Source organism: Burkholderia sp. Tr-20355, assembly GCF_017104685.1.
GTDB classification, from domain to species: domain Bacteria; phylum Pseudomonadota; class Gammaproteobacteria; order Burkholderiales; family Burkholderiaceae; genus Burkholderia; species Burkholderia seminalis.
On the sequence record NZ_JAAGPK010000117.1, the window covers coordinates 1 to 26,005 of the forward strand.

Sequence of the window (26,005 nt, forward strand, 5' to 3'; positions counted from 1 at the left end):
ACCTTAACACTCCTCCCCTCACCGCGGCTCTTCCAGTCCAGCCCGCGCGCGTCGCGCCGCGGGCGGGGCGGGCAGGCGCGGCGGCGCTGCGGTAAAATCGCGGCTTCCTCCCGCGCCGCCTGTGGCGCGTCATTCGAAGGTCGACATCCGATGCAGATTCACAAGGAAGTGGACGCGCGCGGGCTCAATTGCCCGTTGCCGATCCTGCGTGCCAAGAAAGCGCTCGCCGATATGGAAAGCGGGCAGATCCTCAAGGTGCTCGCGACCGACCCGGGCTCGCAGCGCGATTTCGCCGCGTTCGCGAAGCAGACGGGCAACGAGATCGTCGAATCGACGACGCAGGACAAGACCTTCGTATTCCTGATGCGCCGCCGCTGACGGCCCGCCTCGCCCGTGCCGCCGCGCCGGCCGGGCCTCTCTGACAATTCTTAAACCTCGTTGCGTGACGGGCTGCGTATACTGACCCGGCCGGTCGTCCGCTCCCAGCGACGCGCCGGCCACGGTACGTCGCAAGGCGGGCACGGGGGCCTTGCCTGACGCTACCGTCGTACAACGGGGAGAGGACATGTCCTTCAGACCAGGGACCCTTCGAAGTCCGTCCGGAGCGGAACGCATGGCGCCCGCACGCGCGTCGGAATTGAGCCGGATCGAGCTCGATCCGCGTCAGGATCGCCATGCGCGCGCTGCGCTGGAGGCTTATGCGGATTCGGCCGCGGCCGAGATGCCGTGGCTGGCCGAGTGGCTCGATGAACGGCTGCGCGATGCCGCGCAGGACGACGGCGCGGGCCTGACCTACTGCGGTGCGACGATCGAGCGCGTGTTCGATGTGGCGCAGGCGTGGGCGGCAGCCCAGCCCGACTACGCAGCGGCTGCGTGGGAGCGCGTGCGCGGCCAGCTGCAGCGGATGCTGGTTCAACCGCCGCTGTCCGAACGGCCGTCGCCACGCGCGCCGGCCGACGATGTTGCCCAGCCGGTGACCGGCATCGCGGGCGCGGATTAGGCGTCCGATTGCGCGACCGGAAGGATTATTCGAAGAAAGGACGGTAGTCCGCGCAATTTCTTGGCGAATTTCATACTACTATGATGAAATCGCCGGTTCGTCCGTGCCCCGTTTTTGAGATATTTGACCGGGGTCGCCGGTTTGCCCAGGCGGCGCGAACGGCCAACGACGGCTCGCCGGCCGATATCCGGACGCCGCGCACGTGGTGCGCGGCCGGGGTAGGCGCGGGAGTTGAATGGACGAATCGATTTCGATTTGCGGGGTGCTATGAGAATTGCTGTACTGGATGACGATCCGGCCCAGACGGATTTCGTCAGTCAAACGCTGACGGCCGTTGGCCACACATGCTACGCGTTCAAGGAAGGCAAGGCCCTGAAGAAGCGCCTGCAGCGCGAGACGTTCGATCTGCTGGTGCTCGACTGGAACGTGCCCGACATGTCCGGCGAGGAAGTGCTCAAGTGGGTGCGTGCGAACCAGACCGAGCACAGCCTGCCGATCATCTTCATGACGAGCCGCGACGACGAGGCGGGGATCACGCAGATCCTCAACGCCGGCGCCGACGACTACGTGGTCAAGCCCGTGTCCGGCCCGATCCTGCGCGCGCGCATCGGCTCGCTGCTGCGCCGCGCGTATCCGGTCAACGCCGAGGCCACCGTCCGCGAGTTCGATCAGTTCCGTTTCGACGTGAACCTGAAGCAGGCGTATGTCGGCGACAAGGCCGTGAGCCTCACGCAGAAGGAATTCGAGCTCGCGCTGCTGCTGTTCCAGCACCTCGACCGGCCGCTGTCGCGCGCGCACATCCTCGATCTCGTGTGGAAGCAGGCGACCGACATCCCGTCGCGCACGATGGACACGCACATCTCGATGCTGCGCACCAAGCTCGGCCTGCGGCCCGAGAACGGCTATCGCCTCGCGCCGATCTACGGCTACGGCTACCGGCTCGAACGGGTCGGCCAGGGAGAACCGGAGTGATGACGGGAATCACGCAGCGCACGGCGACCCTGCGCATGGCGGCGCTGCGCGCGGCCTGTGCGGTCGCGTGTGCGTTCGCCGCGCAGCACGCGGCGGCGCAGCCGCCCGCCGCCGCGGGCAAGACGGTCGTATACCGCACGCAGGCGGGCGACACGCTGTACGACGTCGCCGCGCGCTATCTGCAGGGCGCGGACGACTGGCAACTGCTCCAGCAGATCAACGGCGTGCCCGCGCCGAAGCACCTGCAGCCCGGCGTCGCGCTGAAGCTGCCGGTCGCGCGCCTGCGCAAGGAAAAGCTGACCGCACGCGTGATCGCGGTGCAGGGCACGGCCGAACGCGCGTCCGGCGGCGCTTTCACGGCGCTTGCAAACGACGCGACGCTCGCGGAAGGCGACCGCGTGCGCACGGGCCCGAACGGTTTCGTGACGATCGAGCTGGCCGATGGTACGCACATGAGCCTGCCGCCCGACAGCCAGCTCGACCTGAAGTCGCTGCGCCGCACCGTGCTGACCGGCACGCTCGATCGCGAGTTCGAACTCACGCGCGGCTCGGTCGACAGTGAAGTCACCCATTTGAAGAAACGCGACGACCGCTTCCAGATCCGCTCGCCGTCCGTCGTGGCCGGTGTGCGCGGCACGCGTTTTCGCGTGAACTACGACGCGGCCGGCAATGCGTCGACGCGTGTCGAAGTGCTCGACGGCACCGTCGGCGTCGCGGGTCACTGGCAGGCGGCCGACGCGACGCTCGTGCACGCGAATTTCGGCAGCGTGTCGACGGCGTCCGGCGCGGTCGGGGCGCCCGTCGAGCTGCTGGCCCCGCCCGCGCTCGCGCATCCGGACAAGGTGCAGGACGAGCCCGACGTCACGTTCGACGTCGCGCCGCTCGCGCAGGCACGCGGCTACCACGTCCAGCTCGCGCACGACGCGGGGTTGCTCGACCTGTTCCGCGAAACGCGCACCGATGCGCCGCGCGCGGTGTTTCGCGACGTGCCGAACGGCAACTACTTCCTGCGGATCGCCGCGATCGATGCGAACGGCCTCGAGGGGCTGCCGCGCACCTATGCGTTCGAGCGTCGCGTGATGGGGCTCGACGCGAGCGCGGCGCCCGGTGCCGGCGGCTACGCGTTCCGCTGGTCGCCGAACGGTTCGGGCAAGGATGCGCGCTACCGGTTCGTGCTGTCGCGCTCGAAGGACCTGAGCGCGCCGGTCGTCGACCAGGTCGGCCTGCAGGCGCGCCAGCTCACCGTCGCGCATCTGCCGCCGGGCGACTATTTCTGGGCCGTGACCGTCGAGGAGTTCGAAGGCGGCAAGTTCTACGAGAAGACCAGTCCGGTCAGCGCGTTCACGTTGTCGCGCTGACCCGCGGCGCATGAAACCCGATTCCGTGTCCCCGCGGCGGCGCCTCGGCCGCCGCTTCCTCATCGAATGGATCGCGATCGGCTGCCTCGGGATCGCGGTGATCCTCGCGTGCGCGCTCGGCCGCCTGTCGTCGAGCGTCGACGGGCTGATCTACGACCGGATGCTGATGCTGCGCAGCCTGCCGTTGTCGCCCGACGTCGTCGTCGTCGACATCGACAACCAGAGCGTGTCCGCGCTCGGCCGCTGGCCGTGGTCGCGCAACGTGCATGCGCGGCTGCTCGACACGCTGGCGCGCGCGCAGCCGGCCGCCGTCGTCTACGACGTGCTGTTCACCGAACCGTCGCCGGAGGATCGCGCGTTCGCGGACGCGATGAGCCGCGTGCCGACCTTCCTGCCCGTGCTGCTGAGCCCGGAGCAAGCGGACGGCACGCGCAGCGTCGATCCGCCGGTCGCCGCGCTCGCGGCGCGCGCGACGGGGCTCGGTCACATCAATCTCGAAGTCGATCGCGACGGCATCGTGCGCAGCGTGGCGCTGTTCGAAAGCGACGGCCGCGTGCGCTGGCCGCAACTGATGGTACCCGTGTACCGCGCGATCCAGGCCGGCCGGCTGCATCCGGTCGGCGGCGTGCCGGGCGCGAACGCGCACGACCTGTCGCGCGATGCGGCCGGCGAGGGCCGCTATCTGATCCCGTTCAGCCGCAACACGCCGGCGTATCCGACGCTGTCGTTCGACGACGTGCTCGAAGGGCGCGTGAAACCCGATGCGCTGCGCGGCAAGATCGTCGTCGTCGGCGTGACGGCGTCCGGGCTGTACGACCGCTTCGCGACACCCGTGTCCGGCGAGTTCGGCCCGCTGGCCGGTGTGTACATCCATGCGAACGTGCTCGACATGCTGGCGACCGGCAGTGCGATCTCGCCCGCGTCGCGCGTGGGGTTGTTCGCCGCGTCGCTGCTGCCGCTCGCCGCGCTGCTCGGCGGTTTCCTGATGCTGTCGCCGTGGCGCGCGCTGTTGCTGACGATGAGTCTCGCCGCGCTTGCCGCGGTCGCGAGCCTGGCGCTGCTGTTCGAGGCGCGCATCTGGCTGACGCCGGCGCCGGCGATCTTCGGACTGATCGCCGTCTACCCGATCTGGAACTGGCGGCGCCTGGAAATGACGATGTCGTACCTGCGCCGCGAGCTGCAGCGGCTCGCCGACGAGCCGCACCTGCTGCCCGAGGCGCCGCGCACGCGCAGCGTCGGCGGCGACGTGCTCGAGCGGCAGATGGCGCTGATGGCGCAGGCCGCGCAGCGTGTGCAGGACATGAAGCGCTTCGTGTGGGACAGCCTCGACAGCATGCCCGAGCCGATCTTCGTGACCGACCTCGCCGGCACCGTGCTGATCGCGAACCACGCGGCGAAGCGCTACGGGTCGCGGTTGTCGCTGCCGCTGCCGGAAGGGCGGCCGCTGCGCACCGCGCTCGGCGAGCTGACCTTCATGAAGACCGTCGACGGCAACGCCGAGCACGACGCGGCGATCCGCGAGCACTGGCCGGCCGCGCTCGACCCGACGCTCGAGGCCGAGCATGACGCGATGGCGCGCGGCATCGAGGTGCGCGATCGCGACGGCCTCGACCATCTGTTGCGCTACGCGGCCTGTACGAACGCGCAGGGCCGCGTGACGGGCTGGATCGCCGGCCTCGTCGACGTGACCGAGCTGCACGCGGCCGAGCGGCATCGCGAGGAAGCGCTGCACCTGCTGTCGCACGACATGCGCTCGCCGCAGGCGTCGATCCTCGCGCTCGTCGAGATCGAGCGCGACCGCGTCGACAGCGACGCGATGCGCGGGCTGCTCGCGCGGATCGAGCGTTATGCGCACCGCGCGCTGTCGCTCGCCGACGAGTTCGTGCAGTTGGCGCGCGCCGAGTCGCAGGCGTACCAGTTCGAGGTGACGAGTCTCGTCGACGTGCTGATCGACGCGAGCGACGAGGTGTGGCCGCAGGCGCAGGCGAAGCACATCCGCATCGACACCGAGGTCGGCACCGACATGTGCTGGGTGCGCGCCGACCGCTCGCTGATCACGCGCGCCTTCGTGAACCTGCTGAACAACGCGGTCAAATACAGTCCGTCCGACACCGTAATCACGTGTACGCTGACGGTCGAGCACGCATCGAAGCGGATGTTCTGTACGATTCGCGATCAGGGGTACGGCATTGCGCCGGAAGATCAGCGGCATCTGTTCGAGCGTTTCAAGCGATTCCATGCCGGCGAGCGGCCCGAGATCTCGGGTTCCGGGCTCGGCATGGCGTTCGTGAAGACGGTCGTCACGCGCCATGGGGGCAGCGTGTCGGTCGACAGCGAAGTGGGTGTCGGCACCGCGGTGACGGTGTCGCTGCCCGCGATCGACGAGCCGTCCGCCTGACAGGGCCGGGCACGACGGCAGGTATTTGGGGAAAGCCATGAGAAAGGAATGGGCAGCGACCGCACTGGCGGCGTCGCTGTTGACGGGTTGCGCCGGCGTGACGAGCGGCGTGAGTACGGTCGGGCAGCCGAACGCGTTTGCATCCGGTGCGCACGGCTACGATTTCGTGCGGACGGCCGCGCAGGCGGGCGACACCGAATACCGGCAGATCGAGACGCTCGTGCGCGACGAACTCGCGCGCCGCGGCTTCGATGCGCGGCCGCTCAAGGACGCGCGCTACCGGCTGTCGATCGCGTACGCGACGCAGCCGGCGTCGGTCGCGGCAATCGCCGACCGGTGCGGTGCCGCGAGCAGCGCGTGCGTGACGGTCGACGGGCCGGCGCCGTTCGCGCTGCCGTTCATGGGCACCGTGTATCGCCACGTGCTCACGCTGCGTTTCGTCGACGCGCGCTCGGGGGCCGACGTGTACCGTGTATCGGCCGCGCTGCGCGATCGCGATCCCGGCACGCAGCAGGCCGCGCCGGCGCTCGTGAAGAGCGCGCTGGCGAAGCTGCCGTTCGACGACGGCAGCGGCTGGCTCGTCAAGACGAAAAAAGACGACGCGGGCGGGATGCCGGGCGTCGTCTCGGTGAAGCCGGCCGACACGCGCTGAGCGCCGGCCGGCGAGGTGAGGGCGGGCTCGCCGTGGCGAGCCCTTGCCGCGGTCAGGCGGCCGGTTGCATGCCGCGCGTGCGCAGGTACGCGTCGAACTCGGTGCCGACTTCCGGGTGGCGCAGCGCGAATTCGACCGTCGCCTTCAGGTAGCCGAGCTTGCTGCCGCAGTCGTAGCGCGTGCCTTGGTACTTGTAGGCCAGCACCTGTTCGTCGGCGAGCAACGCCTGGATCGCGTCGGTGAGCTGCAGTTCGCCGCCCGCGCCCGGCTTCAGCGCGCGCAGGTGCTCGAAGATCCGCGGCTTCAGGATGTAGCGGCCGACCACGCCGAGGTTCGACGGCGCGACTTCCGGCGCCGGTTTCTCGACGATCGCCGACATCTTGACGATCGACTCTTCCCACTCCTTGCCGTCGACGATACCGTACGACTTCGTTTCCGACGGCGGGATCTCTTCCACGCCGATCACCGAGCTGTGATAGTGGTCGAACACGTCGACCATCTGCTTCATCACCGGCGGGTTGCCGTCGAGCAGGTCGTCGGCCAGGATCACCGCGAACGGGTTGTCCGCGACCAGCTTCTCCGCGCACAGCACCGCGTGGCCCAGACCGAGCGCTTCCGGCTGGCGCACGTAGAAGCAGTCGACATGGCTCGGCTTGATGCTGCGCACGAGCTCGAGCAGCTTTTCCTTGCCGCGCGCCTCGAGTTCGGCCTCGACCTCGTACGACTTGTCGAAGTGATCCTCGATCGCGCGCTTGCTGCGTCCGGTGACGAAGATCATCTCGGTGATGCCCGCGGCGATCGCTTCCTCCACCGCGTACTGGATCAGCGGCTTGTCGACAACCGGCAGCATTTCCTTCGGGCTCGCCTTCGTTGCCGGCAGGAACCGCGTGCCGAGGCCGGCGACGGGGAATACTGCCTTGGTGACTTTCAACATGATCGAACCTTTATTCCTGTAATCGACTTGTCAGACGGCTTATGTTCACGTTCGCATTATAGTGAACGCAAACGACCTTACCGTTTGTTACGCAGGCAACCGATCGAGCTGCGCGCGCAGCTTTTCGAGCGTGCTCTGGAATTCCGCGACCCGCTTCTGCTCCTGTTCGACCACGGCCGGCGGCGCTTTCGCGACGAAGGCCTCGTTGCCGAGCTTCGCGTTGCACTTCGCGATCTCGCCCGTCAGGCGCGCGATTTCCTTCGACAGGCGCTCGCGTTCGGCCGCGACGTCGATTTCCACCTTCAGCACCAGCTTGTTCGGGCCGACGATCGCGATCGGGGCGCCGTGCGCTTCCTTGTCGAGCGTCGCTTCGTCCGCGAGGATCTGCACGTCCGACAGGCGCGCGAGCGCCTGGACGTACGGCGCGAACGAGCGCAGGCGTTCGGCGTCGCCGGCAGCCAGCAGCGGCACCTTGGTCGCCGGCGACAGGTTCATCTCGCCGCGCAGGTTGCGGCAGGCGTCGACGATCGCCTTCAGGTCGGCCGCCCATTGCTCGGACGCCTCGTCGATCTTCTGCAGGTTCGCCAGCGGATACGCCTGCGTCATCAGCGACGCTTCGCCCTCGGCCTTGCCCTGCGGATAACGGCCGGCGAGCGGCGCGACCTTCTGCCAGAGCGCCTCGGTGATGAACGGGATGACCGGGTGCGCGAGGCGCAGCACCGTTTCCAGCACGCGCAGCAGCGTGCGGCGCGTCGCGCGCTGCTGTTCCGGCGTGCCGTTCTGGATCTGCACCTTCGCGAGTTCGAGATACCAGTCGCAGTACTCGTCCCACACGAACTTGTAGATGCTGCTGGCGATGTTGTCGAAGCGGTAATCGGCGAAACCCTTCGCGATGTCGGCCTCGGTACGCTGCAGCAGCGACACGATCCAGCGGTCGGCCGCCGAGAAGTCGAGGTAGCCGCCGGGGCCGCAGTCGCCCGCGCCGCACACTTCCGGCTTGTCGGTGCCGCAGTCGTGGCCTTCGCAGTTCATCAGCACGAAGCGCGTCGCGTTCCACAGCTTGTTGCAGAAGTTGCGGTAGCCTTCGCAGCGCGCGAGGTCGAAGTTCACGTTGCGGCCGAGCGTGGCCATCGACGCCATCGTGAAGCGCAGCGCGTCGGTGCCGAACGCGGCGATGCCGTCCGGGAATTCCTTGCGGGTCTTCTTCTCGATCGTCGCGGCCTGCTTCGGGTTCATCAGGCCCGTCGTGCGCTTCGCGACCAGCGTCTCGAGGTCGATGCCGTCGACGATGTCGATCGGGTCGAGCGTGTTGCCCTTGCTCTTCGACATCTTCTGGCCTTCCGCGTCGCGCACGAGGCCGTGCACGTAGACGGTATGGAACGGCACCTTGCCGGTGAAGTGCGTGGTCATCATCACCATCCGGGCGACCCAGAAGAAGATGATGTCGAAGCCCGTGACGAGCACCGACGACGGCAGGAAGTGCTGCAGTTCGGGCGTTTCGTTCGGCCAGCCGAGCGACGAGAACGGCACGAGCGCCGACGAGAACCACGTGTCGAGCACGTCCTCGTCGCGCTTCAGCGCGCCCGCATAACCCTTCGCGGCGGCCTGCGCGCGCGCTTCTTCCTCGTTGCGCGCGACGAACACCTCGCCGTTCTCGCCGTACCACGCGGGAATCTGGTGGCCCCACCACAGCTGGCGCGAGATGCACCAGTCCTGGATGTTCTCGAGCCACTGGTAGTAGGTGGTCGTCCAGTTTTCCGGCACGAACTTGATCTGGCCGTTGCGCACCACGTCAAGCGACGTTTCGGTGATCGACTTGCCCGGGTTGAACGTGCCTTCCGGCGCCGGCTTCGTCATCGCGACGAACCACTGGTCGGTCAGCATCGGCTCGATCACGACGCCCGTGCGGTCGCCGCGCGGCACCATCAGCTTGTGCGGCTTCACGGAATCGAGGAAGCCCTGCGCGTCGAGGTCCGCGACGATCGCCTTGCGCGCGTCGAAGCGGTCGAGGCCGCGATACTGCTCGGGGCCGTTGTCGTTGATCTTCGCGTCGAGCGTCAGGATCTCGATCGGCGCGAGGTGGTGGCGCAGGCCGACCTGGTAGTCGTTGAAATCGTGCGCGGGCGTGACCTTCACGACGCCCGTGCCGAACGCGCGGTCGACGTAGTCGTCGGCGATCACCGGGATCTCGCGGCCCGTCAGCGGCAGCGTGACGAGCTTGCCGATCAGGTGCGCATAACGCTCGTCTTCCGGATGGACCATCAGCGCGACGTCGCCGAGCATCGTCTCGGGGCGCGTGGTGGCGACCGTCAGCGAGCCCGAGCCGTCGACGAGCGGGTAGCGGATGTGCCACAGGTGGCCGTTTTCCTCTTCGCTCGCGACTTCGAGATCCGACACGGCGGTGAGCAGCACCGGATCCCAGTTGACGAGGCGCTTGCCGCGGTAGATCAGGCCCTGTTCGTAGAGCGTGACGAACACGTCGCGCACGGCGGCCGACATCTTGTCGTCCATCGTGAAGTACTCGCGCGACCAGTCGGTCGACGCGCCGAGGCGGCGCACCTGGCCCGTGATCGTCGAACCGGACTTTTCCTTCCATTCCCACACGCGCTCGACGAACTGCTCGCGGCCGAGATCGTGGCGCGAGACGCCCTGCGCGTCGAGCTGGCGCTCGACGACGATCTGCGTGGCGATCCCCGCGTGGTCGGTGCCGGGCACCCACAGCGTGTTCTCGCCGAGCATCCGGTGGTAGCGGGCGAGGCCGTCCATGATCGTCTGGTTGAACGCGTGGCCCATGTGCAGCGTGCCCGTCACGTTCGGCGGCGGCAACTGGATCGCGAAATCGGGGCGGGACGGATCGAATGCCGGGGCGGCATAACCGCGTTTTTCCCACTCCGGCCCCCATTGGGACTCGATGGTATGGGGCTCGAAGCTCTTCGCAAGCGTGTTGTCGCTCATGTTGGAAATCTGCCGAAAAATGCGTGAATTGGATGCCGAATCCGACAATTATAAATGGATGCCCATCGCCCAGCCATCGCCTTGCCCGCACGGGCCCGTCGCGACGGGCCCGCCACGCGTGCGCAACATGCGGCCGAACGGATCGGGAACGGCATCGCGCGGCCGACTTATAATGTCGGGTCCGCATTTTTCTTGCCCGTCAGCTGCCGCTCCATGCCCGATCTGCTCGCCAATCTGAACCCCGAACAACTCGCCGCCGTCACGTTGCCGAACGAACCGGCGCTGATCCTTGCAGGGGCGGGCAGCGGCAAGACCCGCGTGCTGATCACGCGCATCGCGTGGCTGATCCAGCAGGGCTACGCATCGCCGCCCACCGTGCTCGCCGTCACCTTCACGAACAAGGCCGCGCGCGAGATGATGGCGCGCCTGTCGGCGATGATGCCGATCGACACGCGCGGGATGTGGATCGGCACGTTCCACGGCCTGTGCAACCGGATGCTGCGCACGCACTGGCGCGACGCCGGCCTGCCGCAGACGTTCCAGATCCTCGACACGGCCGACCAGCTGTCCGCGATCAAGCGGCTGATGAAGGCCGCGAACGTCGACGACGAAAAGTATCCGCCGAAGAACGTCCAGTACTTCATCAACAACGCGAAGGAGCAGGGGCTGCGCCCCGACAAGGTCGACGCGACCGACAACTTCAACCGCAAGTTCGTCGAGCTGTACCAGGCGTACGACCAGCAGTGCCAGCGCGAGGGCGTCGTCGATTTCCCCGAGCTGCTGCTGCGCTGCTACGAGCTGCTCGCGTACAACGCGCCGTTGCGCGCGCACTACCAGGCGCGCTTCCGGCACATCCTCGTCGACGAGTTCCAGGACACCAACAAGCTGCAGTACGCGTGGCTCAAGATGCTCGCGGGCGGCGAGAACGCGATCTTCGCGGTCGGCGACGACGACCAGTCGATCTACGCGTTCCGCGGCGCGAACGTCGGCAACATGCGCGACTTCGAAGACGAATTCCGCGTGCGCAACCTGATCAAGCTCGAGCAGAACTACCGGTCGCACGGCAACATCCTCGACGCGGCGAACCAGCTGATCTCGAACAACGCGCACCGCCTCGGCAAGAACCTGCGTACCGACGCCGGCCACGGCGAGCCCGTGCGCGTGTACGAGGCGAGCACCGATTCGCAGGAAGCCGGCTGGATCGTCGAGGAGATCCGCTCGCTGATCAATACCGGGATGGCGCGCAGCGAAGTGGCCGTCCTGTACCGCAGCAACGCGCAGTCGCGCTCGATCGAGCACACGCTGATGTCGTCGGGCATCCCGTACCGCGTGTACGGCGGCCTGCGCTTCTTCGAGCGGCAGGAAGTGAAGCACGCGCTCGCCTACCTGCGCCTGATCGACAACCCGAACGACGATACCGCGTTCGCGCGCGTCGTGAACTTCCCGACCCGCGGGATCGGCGCGCGCTCGGTCGAGCAGCTCGCCGACGCCGCGCGCCTGTACGGCTGCTCGATGGCCGCCGCGATTCCGTACGTGACGGGCAAGGCCGGCACGAGCCTCGGCGGGTTCGCGAACCTGATCGCGAAGATGCGCGCCGATACGCAGCACATGAACCTGCCCGACACCGTCGAGCACATCGTGCGCGCCAGCGGTCTCGCCGATTTCTACCAGGGCGAGCGCGAAGGCCAGGACCGCCTCGAGAACTTGCAGGAACTCGTGAACGCGGCCACCGCGTTCATCGCCGAGGAAGGTTACGGGCTCGACACGCCGGCCCGCTCGATCCCGCTGCGCGCGGGCGCGATCGCGGCGCCCGAGCTTGGCACCGCGACGGACGATCCGGCGCTCGACGTGCTCGATCCCGCATCGCCCGCCGACCCGGCGCAGAACCCCGACACGATGACGCCGCTCGCGGGCTTCCTGTCGCACGCGTCGCTGGAGGCCGGCGACAACCAGGCGCAGGCCGGCCAGGACGCCGTGCAGCTGATGACGGTGCACGCGGCGAAAGGGCTCGAATTCTCGGCCGTGTTCATCACGGGCCTCGAGGAAGGGCTGTTCCCGCACGAGAACAGCGTGCTCGAATCCGACGGCCTCGAGGAAGAGCGCCGGTTGATGTACGTCGCGATCACGCGCGCGAAGGAGCGCCTCTACCTGTCGTTCGCGCAGAGCCGGATGCTGCATGGCCAGACCCGCTACAACGTGCGCTCGCGCTTCTTCGACGAACTGCCGGAGCACGTGCTGAAGTGGTTGACGCCGAAGGTCGAGGCCGGCTCGCGCTGGGGCGGGCGTTCGGACAACGCCGGGTACGGGCGCGACTGGTTCGCGCGGCCGGGCGGCGGCAGCCGCGAGCAGATCGTCGACGCGGCCGTATCCGCGCCGCTGCCCGCGTTCGCGAACAAGCAGCGCGCGGCCGACACCGGCTTCCGGGTCGGCCAGCAGGTGTTCCATACCAAGTTCGGCGAAGGCACCGTCACCGCGCTCGAAGGCAACGGCACCGACGCGAAGGCGCAGGTGAAGTTCAAGCGGCATGGCGAGAAATGGCTCGCGCTCGCGGTCGCGAAACTGCAGGCGGTGGAATGATGGGCATCGACGGAGCGTTCACGCCTTCGGCTCGCCCGCTCGGCATTCTCGCCGCGCTGCCCGAGGAGCTCGGCGACCTGATCGCCGCGATGCGCGCCGAGGGCGCGATGAAGACGGTCACGCTCGGGCGCCGCGACTATCACGTCGGCACCGTGCACGGCGCGGCCTGCGTCGTCACGCTCGCGCGGGTCGGCAAGGTCGCGGCCGCCGCGACGGTCAGCGCGCTGATCCACGTGTTCGGCGTGTCGGGCGTCGTGTTCACCGGCGTCGCGGGCGGCGTGTCGCGCACGGTGCGGGTCGGCGACGTTGTCGTGGCCGATACGTTGCTGCAGCACGATCTCGACGCGTCGCCGCTCTTTCCGCGTTACGAGGTGCCGCTGCTCGGCATCACGCGCTTCGCGACCGACGCGGCGCTGACGGCGCGCCTGCGCGACGCCTGCACGCTGTTCGTCGCGGACGAGGGCGCGCGGTTCGCCGAGCGCTTCGGGCTCGCCGGCGCGGCGCTGCACGCGGGGCTCGTCATCAGCGGCGACCGCTTCGTGTCGAGCGAGCGCGAGGTCGTCGCGCTGCGCGACGCGCTGCCGGACGCGCTCGCGGTCGAAATGGAAGGCGCCGCGATCGCGCAGGTGTGCGCGGAACACGACGTGCCGTTCGCGCTCGTGCGCACGATCTCCGACACGGCCGACGATCACGCGACGCAGTCGTTCTCGCACTTCCTGTCGGCGATCGCGAGCAGCTATTCGTCCGGCATCCTCAAGCGTTTCCTGACGCTGCATGCGACGACGGCGGCCTGAAGCCGCCGTCGTATTGCCCCTTCGAGCCGGTTGACCGGCCGCGGCGCGCACGCCGCGGCCGGCGCGTCACGCCTGCTTGCGCCGGCTGCTTTCGAGATTCGGCAGGAACACCGTCAGCACGCCGATCAGCGGCAGGAACGAGCACACCTTGTAGACGAACGGGATGCTCGTCGCGTCGGCGAGCTGGCCGAGCACCGCCGCGCCGACGCCGCCGAGCCCGAACGCGAAGCCGAAGAACAGGCCCGCGACCATGCCGACCTTGCCGGGCATCAGTTCGGTCGCGTAGACGAGGATCGCGGCGAACGCCGACGCCAGCACGACGCCGATGATCACGGTCAGCACGCTCGTCCAGAACAGGTTCGCGTACGGCAGCAGCATCGTGAACGGCGCGACGCCGAGGATCGATACCCAGATCACGTACTTGCGGCCGATCCGGTCGCCGACGGGCCCGCCGATCAGCGTGCCGGCCGCCACGGCCGCGAGGAACACGAACAGGTGGATCTGCGCGGCCTGCACCGACAGGTGGAACTTGTCGATCAGGTAGAACGTGAAATAGCTGTTGATGCTCGCGAGGTAGAAGTACTTCGAGAACACGAGCAGCACCAGCACGCCGATCGCACCCATCACGCGGCCGCGCGACAGCGTCGGATGGCCGGCCGACACGGCCTTCTTCTTCATCGACGGATGCTTCTTGTACCAGTGGCCGATCTGCGTGAGCACGATCATCGCGACGAGCGCGGCGGCCGAGAACCACGCGATGCTGTGCTGGCCGTGCGGGATGATCACGAGCGCGGCGAGCAGCGGCCCGAGCGCCGAGCCCGCGTTGCCGCCCACCTGGAACACCGACTGCGCGAGCCCGTGCTGGCCGCCCGACGCCATCCGCGCGACCCGCGACGACTCCGGATGGAACACTGACGAGCCGCAGCCGACCAGCGCCGCGGCCACCAGCAGCATCGGGAAACTCGATGCGACCGACATCAGCAGCAGCCCGGCGAGCGTGAAGCCCATGCCGACCGGCAACGAATACGGTTTCGGACGCTTGTCGGTATAGAGGCCGACGAGCGGCTGCAGCAGCGACGCGGTGATCTGGTAGGTGAGCGTGATCAGGCCGATCTGCGCGAACGACAGCGCGAACTGGCTCTTGAGCATCGGATAGATCGCGAGGATCAACGACTGGATCATGTCGTTGAGCATGTGCGAGAAGCTGATCGCGCCGAGCACCGGGTAGACGGTGCGCGGCGCGGGCGGGGCGGACGGCTGGGCGGCGGCTGCGCCGGCGGTTCCCGTGTCGAGGCTGGTTTCCATGTGAGCTGAGCGAGTTGAGGTGACGGGCGCGCTCTGATGGGGATCGGCGCGTTTTCAATCGTTGTTGCGTCAAAGAAGTGTAATTTGGCGCATCGAGAATGTCCCGCCAAGTTTTGTCGTGATTCGGACATTCGTCCGATGGATCGGCCGGTATCCGCTTTTTTGGCCGGGTATAACGCAGGCGGCGCGCTCGCTCCGTCGGCGGGGGCGCGAGTCCGGTCGGTGTTTCATCGGACTCAAGAAACGGCGGTGGCAGCCGTAGAACGACGTAACGACAACAGGCGCGCTTGGCGCCCGGCACCGGCTACCCGCCGGGCGGGCTCGGGACGCGCGGCATGGCCAGCCATCGCGGGAATGCCGGGACCGACCTTTCCGGCTGCGTGATCCATACGGGGATAGTTCGATGAAAGCAGCATCTTTGCATCCACAGCCCGGTGCGGCGGCCGCCGCACCCGACGTTGCCGCCGGTCGCGCCGCACGACGCGCGCATGCGGCGCGGCGTGAGCGCCGGCCGTGGACCGTCAAGGCGACGTTGCGCGCCGCATTCGCGATCCTGCTGGCCGGCACGCTCGCGATCGGCGTGTTTTCGCTGTGGCAGATCAGCCGCCTGAACGCGTCGATCGCGTCGGTCTACGAGCAGGGGCACGTCGCGAGCCGCGCGGCACAGGAGGTTCGGGCCGAGGTGCTGCGCGCGAGCCGCGCACAGAAGATGCTGCTGACCGCCACCACCGCGAAGGAGCGCGACGACCTCGGCGCCGACGTCGGTGCGGGGCTCGCGTCGATCGGCCAGGCGCTCGGCACGCTGCAGCGCTACGCGGATCCGGCCGATGCCGACGATTCGGCGCGGCTGCGCGCATTCTCGACGGCCGTCGGCACGTGGAGCACGCATTTGCGTGATTTCGTTACGCTCGTGCGTGCGCAGCCGCTCGACCTGTCGCAGATGAACTGGCAGGTCGGCACGCAGGACGTATCGCTGCTGGTCGAGACCGGCAAGCTCGAGAAACTCGTCGCCGACCTCGTGAAGACGCGCGGCGAGAAGTCGAAGGCGACGCTCGATGCGTCGGCCACGATCTTCTCGTCGTCGTTCGCGATGATCGCCGCGATGACGGCCGCGCTGATCGTGCTCGCGATCGTGATCGCCGAGCGCGTCGTGCGGCGCCTCGCATCGCAGCTCGGCGGCGAGCCCGCGCACGCGAAGGCGATCGCCGCGGACATCGCGCGCGGCGACCTCACGCGACCGATCACGCTCGGCCGGCACGATCGCGACAGCATGGTGCGCGCGCTGGCCGACATGCAGACGGGGCTTGCGGCGACCGTCGGCGAGATCGCCGTCAGCGCCGAGGCCATCGCGGCCGCGTCCGGCGAGATTTCGACCGGCAACCTCGACCTGTCGCGGCGCACCGAACAGCAGGCCGTCGCGCTCGAGCGCACCGCGGCCAGCATGGAGCAGCTCACGTCGACCGTGCGGCAGAACGCCGAGAACGCGCGGCAGGCGAGCGCGCTCGCGGCCAATGCGTCGTCGGTGGCGGAAGCGGGCGGGGAAGTCGTCGGGCGCGTGGTCGCGACGATGAGCGAGATCGACGACAGCGCGAAGAACATTCGCGACATCATCGGCACGATCGAGGGGATCGCGTTCCAGACCAACATCCTGGCGCTGAACGCGGCGGTCGAGGCTGCGCGCGCCGGCGAACAGGGGCGCGGCTTCTCGGTGGTCGCGGGCGAGGTGCGCCTGCTCGCGCAACGCTCGGCAACCGCGGCGAAGGAGATCCGCGAGCTGATCGGCGCATCGGTCGAGCGCGTCGCGAACGGCGCGGCGCTCGCGCACGACGCCGGCCGCACGATGGGCGACGTCGTGCGCGCGGTCAAGCGCGTGACCGACATCATCGGCGAGATTTCGGCGGCGTCGGACGAGCAGAGCGCCGGGATCGACGAGATCGGCCGCGCGGTCACGCAGATGGACGCCGGCACGCAGCAGAACGCGGCGCTCGTCGAGCAGGCGGCCGCTGCCGCCAACGCGCTCGACGAGCAGGCCCAGGCATTGAAGCGGCTGGTCGGGCGGTTCCGCCTCGCGGCCTGAGCGCCGCGCGGCGCGCGGCGGTTACGACTTCTTCTGCTTGTCCGGATCGATGATGACCGTGCAGGTCGTGCCCGCCGACAGCACCACGTCGGCCGGTACTTCGTCGATCCGGATGCGTACCGGCACGCGCTGCGCGAGGCGCACCCAGTTGAAGGTCGGGTTCACGTCCGCGACGAGGTCGCGGCTTTGCGGATTGTCGCGATCGTAGATGCCGCGCGAGATGCTCTCGACGTGGCCCTTCATCACGCCGCCGCTCATCAGCCGCATCTCGGCCGGCGCGCCGATCTTCACGCGCGGCAGCTTGGTTTCCTCGAAGTAGCCGTAGACCCAGAACGAGTGGCTGTCGACGATCGCGAGCTTCGCCTGGCCGGCCACCGCGTAGTTGCCCTTGAACGTCTGCAGGTTCGTGATGTAGCCGTCGACCGGCGCGACGACGCGCGTGCGCTCGAGGTTGAGCTTCGCGGCGTCGAGTGCGGCGATCGCCTGCTGGTACTGCGCATCGGCGCTCGACGCGCTGTGCGCGGCATTCTCGCGGTTTTCCTTCGACACGACGAGCGCATCGAGGTCCGCGCGGCGGGCCGCGTCGTCGCGACGCATCTGCAGTTCCGCGCGGCGGGCGGCGACGGCCGCCTGCGCCTGCTCGACCGCGATCTGGTAGTGCGACGGGTCGATCTGCATGATCAGGTCGCCTTTTTTCACGAGCTGGTTGTCATGCACGGGCAGCTCGACGATCGCGCCCGACACGTCCGGCGCGACGTTGACGATCTCGGCGCGCACGCGCCCGTCGCGCGTCCACGGATCGTCCATGTAGTGCACCCACAGCGAGCGCCCGATCAGGATCGCGACGAGAAGGATGACGGCGGTCGCGACGAAGCCGAAGAGTTTTCTGAGAATCATGATGGTTCGGAATCAACGGTAAACGGCGAGACTCAGTCCGCCGCAAATGCAGACGAGAAGGCAGGCCCGGAACAGCGACGGGTGCCAGACGAGGCGGTAGAGGCCCGTATAGGCGAGCAGGCGGTCGACGGCCCAGGTCGCGAGCGCGCCCAGGACGAACATCAGCACCACCGTGGGCATGTAGGCATCGAGAATGGCGATTTCACGCGGCATCATGACGAGGCTCCTGGTTGGGGACGCACGGGGCGGTTGCGGTGAAGCGGCTCGAGCGGCGATTCCGGATCGAGCAGCGCGGTACGCACGAAATGCAGGTGGCTCAGGATGCGCTGCAGCCGGTGGCGCTCCTCGCGCGACGGCTCGAACGCATCGAGCGTCTGCCGCGTCGCGCCGATCGCCGCATTGGTCGCGGCGAGCGTCGCGTCGAACCGCGCGGCGTTCGGCTTCGAGAACAGCGCGGCCAGCGCGGTGCGCATCGTCTCGATCGCACGGCGCCACGGCATCGCCGGCGCATAGCGCGGGTCGGGCGGCAGCGTCGCCAGCTCGTGGCGCAGGTCGATCGTCGCGTTGCCGGCTTCGAGCACCGCGAACATCCAGCGCAGCGCGTCGCGCTGCACGTCGGGCTGGTCGGCCGACAGCGTGTGCGCCTGGTACATCAGGTCGCGCGCACCGCTTTCGAAGCGCGTGCGCAAGCCGGCGAGCCGTGCATGACCGGCCGCGACGGCCTGGTGGCGGAGGTCGGCGAACAGCCGCTTCTTCAGCCACGGCGCGGTCGGCGGGAACAGTACCGCGAACGCGATCGCCGACACCAGCATCGACAGCACGAGCGCGAGCGCATCGTTCATGAAGCTGGTCGGATCGTAGTGCGTGATGTTGTCCGGACCGGCGAGGAAGCTGAAGAAAATCAGGTAGCCCATTCCATACCCGGCGAGCTTCGGCTTCAGCGTCATGAAGATGCCGATCGCGAGCAGCGGCGCGAGCGCGACGCACAGCAGCGGGAACCCGTCGATGTGCGGATAGATGCCGAACGTCAGCAGGAAGCCGGTGCAGACGGCGAGCGCCGTGCCCATGCCCATCTGCGCGGACATCGCGGTCGGGCGCGGCGTCGACGACGCGAGGGCGCAGGTGGCCGCCGCCGTCAGCGTGAGCGTCACGCCGCTCGGCCACGCGGTCTCGATCCAGAACCAGCCGAGCACGAGGATCACGGTCGCGGTGCGGATCGCCGCGATCACCATCGCGGTCAGGTTGGTGCGCGGCTCGTAGCGCTCGATCCAGCGTTCGCGCTCGTGCGTCGCCGTCGACAGCGACGCGTAGGTGGCCGCGTACTCGTGCAGGTCGGTGATGAAGCGGTACAGCAGCTCGGCGGCCGTGTCGAAGTCGAGCAGCGGAAAGTCCGGCTGCGTTTCGAGCGTCGCGCGCGTCGCACGGATGCGGCGCGGCAGCGCGTCGCGCCAGGCGAGCAGTTGCTCGGCCGCGTGGCCCGCGTCGGCCGCCGTGCGCACCGGTTCGCCGGCGTGCGTCAGCAGCAGCGGCGCGATTTCGCGGAAATACGGCTCGATCGCGTCGATCGCGGCCTGCGCGCCGGCCGCATGCAGCCGGTTCATCAGCTGGTGCAGCGCATGGAAGCGGCTCGACGCGCTCATGAATTCGCTGTTCAGCCGCGCGAGGCGGCCGCTGCGCATCCGCGTGTCCGGATCCTCGAACACGGCCATGCTGCGCGCGGCCTCGAACCCGACCACGTCGGCGACGAAGCGCGTATGGATGGTTTCGATATGCGCGCGATCGAGCTTGCCTGACAGCGCCGACGCAACGTAGTCGACGAAGCTGCCGAAGCGCTTGCGTACCGTCGTGCGCATCTGTTCGCCGGTGGTCTGCGGAAACACGAGCGCGCTGACCACACCGGCCGACACGATTCCGACCATGATTTCGGCCACGCGCGTCATCGCGCTCATGAACGCGCCGTCCGGGTGCTGCGACGCGGGCAGTCCGATCAGCGCGGTCGTATAGCCGGCCAGCAGGAAGCCGTAGCTGCGGAAGTTGCGGTTGCGCGCGGCGCCGGCCGTGCACAGCGCGACCCACAGCGCGACGGCCAGCAGGAACAACTGCGGTTGCTGCGGGAACAGCCCGACGAACGTGAGCGTCGCGATGAGCCCGAAGATCGTGCCGGCGACGCGGTAGAAGCTCTTCGCGAGCACCGCGCCGCTTTGCGGCTGCATCACGATGAACACCGTCGTCATCGCCGTTTTCGGCGCGGGCAGGTCGAGCCGCATCGACACGCCGGTCGCGATGAACGCGGCGAGCAGCGCCTTGAACAGATAGAGCCACGCGGCGCCGTCGGTGCGGGCCCAGTCGCCGAATGCGGCGGACCAGGCCGCGAACGGGCCGCCGGCGGGCGTGGAAGCGGGGGAGGAGGCTGACATGGCGGTTGCTCCGCGTTACCGCGCGGCCGGCGAGCCGGACGTGCCGGTCGTCGCGACCGTTGCGGGCCGCGCGACGGCCGCCGACGGTTTCGTGGCCGGTGCGCCGGAAGGCGCTTGCGGGCCGCCGTTTTCCGGCGTGCCGGCGGCCGGCGTTTTGTCGTGCGGCACATCCTCGCCCGTCTCGACGCCGCCGCCGAGCGCGGCCATCAGCTGCGCATGCGCGGCGAGGCGTTCCGCGTCGATGCGGGCGGCCGTCTCCTGCGCGCGCAGCAACTGCTGTTGCGCGACCAGCACGTTCACGTAATCGGTCAGCCCGCGACGGAAGCCTTCGCGCGACAACTGGTAGCTGCGGTCGTTGGCCGCCACCGAGCGCGCGGCGTCCTTCTTCTGCGTATCGAGCGAGCGGATCCGCACGACCTGGTCGGCGATGTCCTTGAGCGCGCCGACGATCGTCTGGTTGTAGCGCTCGACCGCCTGGTCGTAGCCGGCGTTCGCCGCGCCGAGCTGCGCACGCAGCCGGCCGCCTTCGAAGATCGGCAGCGACAGCGCGGGGCCGGCCGTCCAGCCGCCGTTCATCGCGCGCAGGAAGTCGGTGAACGGCGCGGTCACGCCGAAGCCGCCGACCGTCGCGAGCAGGTCGATGTTCGGGTAGAACGATGCCTTCGCGACGTCGATGCCGCGTGCCTGCGCATCGACCGTCCAGCGCGCCGCGACGACGTCGGGGCGGCGGCCGAGCAGGTCGGCCGGCAGCGCCGACGGCAGCCCGGCCGGCGCATCGAGCGACAGTCGCGGCCGCTTGATCGCGTCGCCGGCGCCCGGGCCCTTGCCGGCCAGTGCGGCGAGCTGGTGGCGCGCGAGCTGGATCGCTTCCTCATAGCTGTCGATCTGGCGCTCGTAGTCGGGCAGCGTCGATTCCGCCTGGCTCACTTCGAGCTGCGTGCCGAGGCCCGCCTGCAGCCGCTTGCGCGCGAGATCGGCGAGCGAACGCTGGCGTTCGAACGTTTCATGCGCGAGGTCGAGCAGCGCGTAGTTCATCGACATGCCGACATACGCGCGCACCACGTTGACTTCGAGTTCGAGCTTCGCCGCACGCGCGTCGGCGGCGGTCGCATGTGCGGTGTCGAGCGCGCGCTCGGTCGCGTTCTTGTCCTTGCCCCACAGGTCGAGGTGGTACGACAGGCCGAGGGTGCCGGTATTGTTCCAGGTGTCGGTGTTCGCGAGCGGGCCCGGGCCGTAGTACACGTTGTCCGGCCAGTGCTGGCGCATCAGCGACAGATTGCCGTTGATCTGCGGCAGTTCGGCCGACCGGGCGACGCGCGCCATCGCCTGCGCTTCGCGCACGCGGGCCTCGGCCGCCGCGAGGGTCGGATTGCCGGCCTGGGCGGTGGCGATCCATGCATCGAGCTGCGGGTCGCGGTACGCGCGCCACCAGTCGGCGGCGGGCCAGCCGGCGTCGCGGTCGGCCGCGCGGATGGCCGCGCCGGCGTCGAGCGTGTTCGCTTCGATACGCGTGGACTGGGTCTTGTTGTCGCCCATGCTCGCACAACCGGCCATTATTAATGAGACTGCAAGAACCGCCAGTGCGAGCGTCCCTTTTGTCGCCGGAGACTGCACGATTTTCTCCCTTTCGGATATAGATGAGTCGGATGCGATTATATTTTTCAGTGATTCCTGAATAAATGGACAACGGTGCAAGTCATTTTTACGAATCCTGAGATAATATTTGTTGGCCCCTGTGCAACAATCCCTCCGGATTCAAACGGGTAATGGGATGGATACGCTACAAAACATGCGGGTGTTCGTCCGCGTGGTGGACGCGGGAAGCTTTACCGCGGCCGCCCAGCAGATGAATTCGACCACCGCCTACGCGTCGCGCGCGGTCTCGGATCTCGAGGCGCACTTGCGCACGCGTCTCCTGAACCGCACGACGCGCCGGATCGCGTTGACCGAAGCCGGCGAGCGCTATCTGCAGCGCTGCGAGCAGATCCTGGCGTACGTCGACCAGGCCGAAGCCGAGGCCGGCGACGCGCACGCGCGCCCGTCGGGCAAGCTGAAGGTCCATTGCTTCACGAGCCTCGGCCAGCACTACCTGGTGCCGGCGATCGCGCGCTACCGCGAGCGTTATCCGGACGTGCACGTCGAGCTGACGCTCGCGCAGCGGATGCCCGACCTGCTCGACGAGGGGTACGACGTGGCGATCGTCGTCGGCCGCGACCTGCCCGATTCGGGGCTCGTGTCGCAGCGGCTCGGCGAGAGCTACAGCGTCGTGTGTGCGTCGCCCGGCTACGTCGAGGCGCATGGCGTGCCGCAGCGGCCGGCCGATCTCGCGCAGCACGTGTGCCTCGGGATGGTCGCGCCGGGTTTTCACTTCGACGAATGGGCGCTGGCGGGGCCGAACGGCGACGAGGTCGTCCCGATCGCGGCGCCGCCGTTTCGCGTGAACGTCGCCGAGGCGCTTGCGGTGGCCGTGCGGGAGGGGATGGGGATCGGCGGGCTGCCGCTCTATTCGGCGATCGGCTGGCTGCGCAGCGGGCACATCGTGCGCGTGATGCCGGAGTACCGGTCGCACGTGATGAACATTTACGCGCTGTACCCGTCGCGCCAGTACCTCGACGCGAAAATCCGCACCTGGGTCGATTTCCTGCGCGACGAGTTGCCGGTCACGCTCAAGGCCGACGAGGCCGCGCTCGAGCAATACACGCGTGCGACATGACGGCGCGGTTGGCCGCCATCTGACGAGATTTGTCCTTCACGCAACATTTTTTTACGAACGCGTGTCAGACAGTTTGATACTGTAGGGATTAACGAGATACGCAACCCCGGAGTAGCGATGGATACGCACCTGATGATCGGCCTTGGCGTCCTGCTGGGCGCAGCCGCTGCCGCCGCGGCGACCCGCGACCTGCTGCGTGCGATGAAGGCGAAGGCGCAGATGAAGCCGGTTCCGGTACGGGTGCGCGAGCCGCGCCGCCCCGGCCGCTGATCCTGCCGTACGCGCGAGGAGGCGGGCAGGCCGCGCAAGGCGGCCTGGCGAGCCGGTGTTCAGTCGAGCTCGACCACCTTGTCCCACGCGAACGCGGGATTTTCCCGTTCGCCGGTACGACGGTGAAGGTAGCCGCGCGGGTTGCACACCACGCGCGTGCCGCCGTCCGCAACGTAGTCGAATGACGTATGAGTGTGGCCGTGGAGCCACAGATCCACCGGCGGCCGCACCAGCTCCGCCATGTCCGTCACGAACCCCGCCGAAGCGAGATCCGTCGCATAACGTTCCGCCAGCGAGCGCCGATGTGGCGCATGATGGGTGACGACGATCGTCTTGCCCGCGAACGGTGTCGCGAGCCGCGTTTCCAGCCAGGTCCGGCTTTGCCGGTGCAGCGCGATCGCGTCGGCCGGCGAGAAATCCCGTTCAGGCGCACCCGGCGCCGCATGCAGCGCCGCGTCGTGCGGCCACGTCACCTGGATCAGTCCCTTGAAATCGAGCATCACGCGCAGCGCGGCCTCGATTGCGCCGGCCTGGCTGGCTTCGTCTTGGCCGAACAGCGAAAAATCGGCCCAGAGCGTCGTGCCGAGCACGCGGAAGCGTTGCCCGGGATCGACGTAGACGCCGTTGTTCAGGTAATGCAGGTTGTCGAGCGAGTGCGCGGCGTCGCGCATCGCCGTCTCCAGCGCGCCGAATTCCCCGTCGTAGTACTCGTGGTTGCCCGGCACGTAGATCACGGGCACGGCGGGGTCGAACGTTTCGGCGGCCCAGCGCAGGCCTTCCGCGTGATTGTGGATGTCGCCGGCCAGCACGACGAGATCCGCGTCGGCGTGCGGGATCGCATCGGGCAGGTTGCTTTCGAGATGCAGGTCGGACAGGACGCGGATTTTCACGGGCGGGGCTCCGAAGTGGGCGGCTTCAGTGCAGGATCTTGCCGGGATTCATCAGGCCGCGCGGGTCGAGCGCGGTCTTCAGCGTGCGCATCAGCGTCGTTTCGACCGGCGACTTGTAGCGCTGCGCGTCGTCGATCTTCAGTTGGCCGATCCCGTGCTCCGCGCTGATCGTGCCGTGGTGGCGGTGCACGTTGTCGTAGACGATCCGGTTGATCGGCGCCTGGAACGCCGCGAGGAACGCCTTCGCGTCGCCGCCTTCGGGCATCTGTACGTTGTAGTGGAGGTTGCCGTCGCCGAGGTGGCCGAACGTGACCATCCGCGCGCCCGGCGCGGCCTGCTGGATCGCCGCGTCGGTCTCGTCGATGAAGCGCGCGATCGACGAGATCGGCACCGCGATGTCGTGCTTGATGTTGAGCCCTTCGTCGGCCTGCGCGAGCGGGATGTGCTCGCGCAGGTCCCAGAACGCGCGCGACTGCGCGAGATTCTCGGCGACCACCGCGTCGACCACGAGCCCGGCCTCGAACGCTTCTTCCATCAGTTTCTCGAACAGCGCGCGCGCATGCGCTTCGCTTTCGTTGTCGGACAGCTCGAGCAGCACCGTCTGCGCGTGCGTCTGCGCGAACGGGTAGCGCAGTTGCGGGTAGTGCTTGCCGACCAGCTGCATGCAGAAATCCGACATCAGCTCGAAGCCGGTCAGGAGCGGCCCGGCCGCGCGCTGCGCGAGCGACAGGAAGTCGAGCGCCGCGTGCGGCGATTCGAGCGCGGCGAGTGCCGTGACCTGCGCGGCCGGCAGCGGATGCAGCTTCATCACGGCCGCCGTGATGATCCCGAGCGTGCCTTCCGCGCCGATGAACAGGTCGCGCAGGTCGTAGCCCGTGTTGTCCTTGCGCAGTCCGCGCAGGCCGTCCCAGATCTCGCCCTGCGGCGTCACGACCTCGAGCCCGAGGCACAGCTCGCGCGCGTTGCCGTAGCGCAGCACCGCGGTGCCGCCCGCATTGGTCGACAGGTTGCCGCCGATCGTGCAACTGCCCTCCGCCGCGAGGCTCAGCGCGAACAGCCGGCCGCCTTCGCGGGCGCGCGCCTGCACGTCGGCGAGGATCACGCCGGCCTCGACGGTGATCGTATTGTTGTGCGGATCGAGCGCCCGCACGCGGTTCAGGCGCGCGAGGCTCAGCACGGCCTGGCTGCCGCTCGCATCGGGTGTGGCGCCCCCGGCGAGGCCCGTGTTGCCGCCTTGCGGCACGAGCGCGACGCCGTGCGCGTTGGCCAGCTTCACGAGCGCGGCGACTTCGGCCGTGTTCGCGGGCTTCAGCACCGCGCACGCGGCGCCCTTGTAGCGGCGTCGCCAGTCGGTCAGGAACGGTTCGGTATCGTGCGGATCGGTCAGCACGTGGTCGGTGCCGAGCGCGTCGCGGCACGCGGAAACGAAAGCTTCGGAAGACATCATCACCTTGTCGCGTAAGGGTCAGGACGCGGCGCGCGACTTTTTTGCCGCGCGCTTGTACGGCGCGACATAGGCCAGCGCCGCCACGAAGAAGCCGACGGCAAGCGCGGTCTCGCACCAGCCGAGCGTGGCGGACAGCCCGCGATCGGACATGCCGCGCACGATGCCTTCGGCCAGATAGACGAGGCTGAGCATGCTCGCCCACTGCATCGTATAGATGTTACGCCGCCAGACGCCGGGCAGCGCGAGCGCGAGCGGCACGGCCTTGAGCATCAGCGCGGAGCCGCCCGGGCGCAACGGCGCGAGCCACAGCTCCCACGCGAGCGACAGCGCGATCAGCGCGACGAGGCAC

Annotated in this window: 21 protein-coding genes; 11 read left to right on the plus strand and 10 right to left on the minus strand. The window is 68.5% G+C overall.

The window, feature by feature from the left end; translation table 11 throughout:
• Positions 1–150 precede the first annotated feature (150 nt).
• From G3N62_RS24510 to G3N62_RS24535, 6 genes are all read left to right on the plus strand, one after another.
• On the plus strand, positions 151–378 hold the full coding sequence (locus G3N62_RS24510) for a sulfurtransferase TusA family protein (RefSeq protein WP_006402122.1): 228 nt from the start codon (positions 151–153) through the stop codon (positions 376–378).
• Positions 379–565: 187 nt separating this feature from the next.
• Complete coding sequence (locus tag G3N62_RS24515; protein WP_124669754.1) at positions 566–1,000, plus strand: peptidase; 435 nt, start codon at positions 566–568, stop codon at positions 998–1,000.
• 267 nt (positions 1,001–1,267) lie between these two features.
• Complete coding sequence (locus G3N62_RS24520) at positions 1,268–1,972, plus strand: response regulator transcription factor (RefSeq protein ID WP_006490421.1); 705 nt, start codon at positions 1,268–1,270, stop codon at positions 1,970–1,972.
• Entirely contained in the window at positions 1,969–3,330 is a 1,362-nt protein-coding gene (locus G3N62_RS24525; RefSeq protein WP_124669753.1) for a FecR domain-containing protein, read from the plus strand. Before G3N62_RS24520 ends, G3N62_RS24525 begins: the two co-directional genes overlap by 4 nt.
• Before the next feature lie 10 nt (positions 3,331–3,340).
• A complete protein-coding gene (locus G3N62_RS24530) occupies positions 3,341–5,728 on the plus strand; it encodes a CHASE2 domain-containing protein (protein WP_034191171.1) in 2,388 nt (795 codons plus the stop codon).
• 37 nt (positions 5,729–5,765) lie between these two features.
• Positions 5,766–6,380 (plus strand): DUF4136 domain-containing protein, encoded by a 615-nt coding sequence (locus G3N62_RS24535; protein ID WP_124669752.1) that lies wholly within the window; start codon positions 5,766–5,768, stop codon positions 6,378–6,380.
• A 52-nt stretch (positions 6,381–6,432) separates the two neighbouring features.
• Here G3N62_RS24535 and galU read toward each other — a convergent pair whose 3' ends face one another.
• Positions 6,433–7,314: a UTP--glucose-1-phosphate uridylyltransferase GalU gene (galU, locus tag G3N62_RS24540; protein ID WP_034191169.1), complete on the minus strand. Its 882-nt coding sequence runs from the start codon at positions 7,312–7,314 to the stop codon at positions 6,433–6,435.
• An 87-nt stretch (positions 7,315–7,401) separates the two neighbouring features.
• On the minus strand, positions 7,402–10,269 hold the full coding sequence (locus G3N62_RS24545) for a valine--tRNA ligase (RefSeq protein WP_034191168.1): 2,868 nt from the start codon (positions 10,267–10,269) through the stop codon (positions 7,402–7,404).
• 213 nt (positions 10,270–10,482) lie between these two features.
• Between G3N62_RS24545 and G3N62_RS24550 the strand changes: the two genes are divergently transcribed.
• Positions 10,483–12,846, plus strand: a complete 2,364-nt coding sequence (locus G3N62_RS24550) for a UvrD-helicase domain-containing protein (RefSeq protein ID WP_034191167.1) — start codon at positions 10,483–10,485, stop codon at positions 12,844–12,846.
• Positions 12,843–13,640 carry a 5'-methylthioadenosine/adenosylhomocysteine nucleosidase gene (locus tag G3N62_RS24555; protein WP_034191166.1) on the plus strand — a complete coding sequence of 266 codons (798 nt, stop codon included), beginning with the start codon at positions 12,843–12,845 and terminating at the stop codon, positions 13,638–13,640. The genes G3N62_RS24550 and G3N62_RS24555 overlap by 4 nt, the downstream gene beginning before the upstream one ends.
• A gap of 66 nt (positions 13,641–13,706) precedes the next feature.
• Here G3N62_RS24555 and G3N62_RS24560 read toward each other — a convergent pair whose 3' ends face one another.
• Positions 13,707–14,945, minus strand: coding sequence for an MFS transporter (locus tag G3N62_RS24560; RefSeq protein WP_034191165.1), 1,239 nt, complete (start codon positions 14,943–14,945; stop codon positions 13,707–13,709).
• A gap of 403 nt (positions 14,946–15,348) precedes the next feature.
• Between G3N62_RS24560 and G3N62_RS24565 the strand changes: the two genes are divergently transcribed.
• On the plus strand, positions 15,349–17,022 hold the full coding sequence (locus G3N62_RS24565; protein WP_124669751.1) for a methyl-accepting chemotaxis protein: 1,674 nt from the start codon (positions 15,349–15,351) through the stop codon (positions 17,020–17,022).
• 21 nt (positions 17,023–17,043) lie between these two features.
• Here the strand turns inward: G3N62_RS24565 and G3N62_RS24570 are convergent, their stop codons facing one another.
• From G3N62_RS24570 to G3N62_RS24585, 4 genes are read right to left on the minus strand one after another with little or no spacing between them, the layout of a single operon-like run.
• Positions 17,044–17,919 carry an HlyD family secretion protein gene (locus G3N62_RS24570; RefSeq protein ID WP_014897260.1) on the minus strand — a complete coding sequence of 292 codons (876 nt, stop codon included), beginning with the start codon at positions 17,917–17,919 and terminating at the stop codon, positions 17,044–17,046.
• 12 nt (positions 17,920–17,931) lie between these two features.
• Positions 17,932–18,135: a DUF1656 domain-containing protein gene (locus G3N62_RS24575; RefSeq protein WP_011351756.1), complete on the minus strand. Its 204-nt coding sequence runs from the start codon at positions 18,133–18,135 to the stop codon at positions 17,932–17,934.
• Complete coding sequence (locus tag G3N62_RS24580; RefSeq protein WP_124669750.1) at positions 18,132–20,336, minus strand: FUSC family protein; 2,205 nt, start codon at positions 20,334–20,336, stop codon at positions 18,132–18,134. Before G3N62_RS24580 ends, G3N62_RS24575 begins: the two co-directional genes overlap by 4 nt.
• A 15-nt stretch (positions 20,337–20,351) precedes the next feature.
• Positions 20,352–21,950, minus strand: coding sequence for an efflux transporter outer membrane subunit (locus G3N62_RS24585; RefSeq protein WP_124669749.1), 1,599 nt, complete (start codon positions 21,948–21,950; stop codon positions 20,352–20,354).
• A 157-nt stretch (positions 21,951–22,107) separates the two neighbouring features.
• Between G3N62_RS24585 and G3N62_RS24590 the strand changes: the two genes are divergently transcribed.
• A complete protein-coding gene (locus G3N62_RS24590) occupies positions 22,108–23,049 on the plus strand; it encodes a LysR family transcriptional regulator (RefSeq protein ID WP_034191161.1) in 942 nt (313 codons plus the stop codon).
• A gap of 117 nt (positions 23,050–23,166) precedes the next feature.
• On the plus strand, positions 23,167–23,319 hold the full coding sequence (locus tag G3N62_RS24595; RefSeq protein ID WP_006476208.1) for a hypothetical protein: 153 nt from the start codon (positions 23,167–23,169) through the stop codon (positions 23,317–23,319).
• Between the two features lie 59 nt (positions 23,320–23,378).
• Here G3N62_RS24595 and G3N62_RS24600 read toward each other — a convergent pair whose 3' ends face one another.
• From G3N62_RS24600 to G3N62_RS24610, 3 genes are all read right to left on the minus strand, one after another.
• Positions 23,379–24,209 (minus strand): metallophosphoesterase, encoded by an 831-nt coding sequence (locus tag G3N62_RS24600; protein ID WP_124669748.1) that lies wholly within the window; start codon positions 24,207–24,209, stop codon positions 23,379–23,381.
• A 25-nt stretch (positions 24,210–24,234) separates the two neighbouring features.
• Positions 24,235–25,656 (minus strand): FAD-binding oxidoreductase, encoded by a 1,422-nt coding sequence (locus G3N62_RS24605; RefSeq protein ID WP_049032386.1) that lies wholly within the window; start codon positions 25,654–25,656, stop codon positions 24,235–24,237.
• A gap of 18 nt (positions 25,657–25,674) precedes the next feature.
• A partial coding sequence (locus G3N62_RS24610; protein ID WP_206141323.1) for a DUF2069 domain-containing protein occupies positions 25,675–26,005 on the minus strand: 331 nt, incomplete at its 5' end.

What these genes read in the sequence shown, in the direction of transcription:
- G3N62_RS24510 (WP_006402122.1), top strand. Translation starts at nt 151, where the DNA reads ATGCAGATTCACAAGGAAGTGGACGCGCGCGGGCTCAATTGCCCGTTG.
- G3N62_RS24515 (WP_124669754.1), top strand. Translation starts at nt 566, where the DNA reads ATGTCCTTCAGACCAGGGACCCTTCGAAGTCCGTCCGGAGCGGAACGC.
- G3N62_RS24520 (WP_006490421.1), top strand. Translation starts at nt 1,268, where the DNA reads ATGAGAATTGCTGTACTGGATGACGATCCGGCCCAGACGGATTTCGTC.
- G3N62_RS24530 (WP_034191171.1), top strand. Translation starts at nt 3,341, where the DNA reads ATGAAACCCGATTCCGTGTCCCCGCGGCGGCGCCTCGGCCGCCGCTTC.
- G3N62_RS24535 (WP_124669752.1), top strand. Translation starts at nt 5,766, where the DNA reads ATGAGAAAGGAATGGGCAGCGACCGCACTGGCGGCGTCGCTGTTGACG.
- galU (WP_034191169.1), bottom strand. Translation starts at nt 7,314, where the DNA reads ATGTTGAAAGTCACCAAGGCAGTATTCCCCGTCGCCGGCCTCGGCACG.
- G3N62_RS24545 (WP_034191168.1), bottom strand. Translation starts at nt 10,269, where the DNA reads ATGAGCGACAACACGCTTGCGAAGAGCTTCGAGCCCCATACCATCGAG.
- G3N62_RS24550 (WP_034191167.1), top strand. Translation starts at nt 10,483, where the DNA reads ATGCCCGATCTGCTCGCCAATCTGAACCCCGAACAACTCGCCGCCGTC.
- G3N62_RS24555 (WP_034191166.1), top strand. Translation starts at nt 12,843, where the DNA reads ATGATGGGCATCGACGGAGCGTTCACGCCTTCGGCTCGCCCGCTCGGC.
- G3N62_RS24560 (WP_034191165.1), bottom strand. Translation starts at nt 14,945, where the DNA reads ATGGAAACCAGCCTCGACACGGGAACCGCCGGCGCAGCCGCCGCCCAG.
- G3N62_RS24565 (WP_124669751.1), top strand. Translation starts at nt 15,349, where the DNA reads ATGAAAGCAGCATCTTTGCATCCACAGCCCGGTGCGGCGGCCGCCGCA.
- G3N62_RS24570 (WP_014897260.1), bottom strand. Translation starts at nt 17,919, where the DNA reads ATGATTCTCAGAAAACTCTTCGGCTTCGTCGCGACCGCCGTCATCCTT.
- G3N62_RS24575 (WP_011351756.1), bottom strand. Translation starts at nt 18,135, where the DNA reads ATGATGCCGCGTGAAATCGCCATTCTCGATGCCTACATGCCCACGGTG.
- G3N62_RS24580 (WP_124669750.1), bottom strand. Translation starts at nt 20,336, where the DNA reads ATGTCAGCCTCCTCCCCCGCTTCCACGCCCGCCGGCGGCCCGTTCGCG.
- G3N62_RS24590 (WP_034191161.1), top strand. Translation starts at nt 22,108, where the DNA reads ATGGATACGCTACAAAACATGCGGGTGTTCGTCCGCGTGGTGGACGCG.
- G3N62_RS24595 (WP_006476208.1), top strand. Translation starts at nt 23,167, where the DNA reads ATGGATACGCACCTGATGATCGGCCTTGGCGTCCTGCTGGGCGCAGCC.
- G3N62_RS24605 (WP_049032386.1), bottom strand. Translation starts at nt 25,656, where the DNA reads ATGATGTCTTCCGAAGCTTTCGTTTCCGCGTGCCGCGACGCGCTCGGC.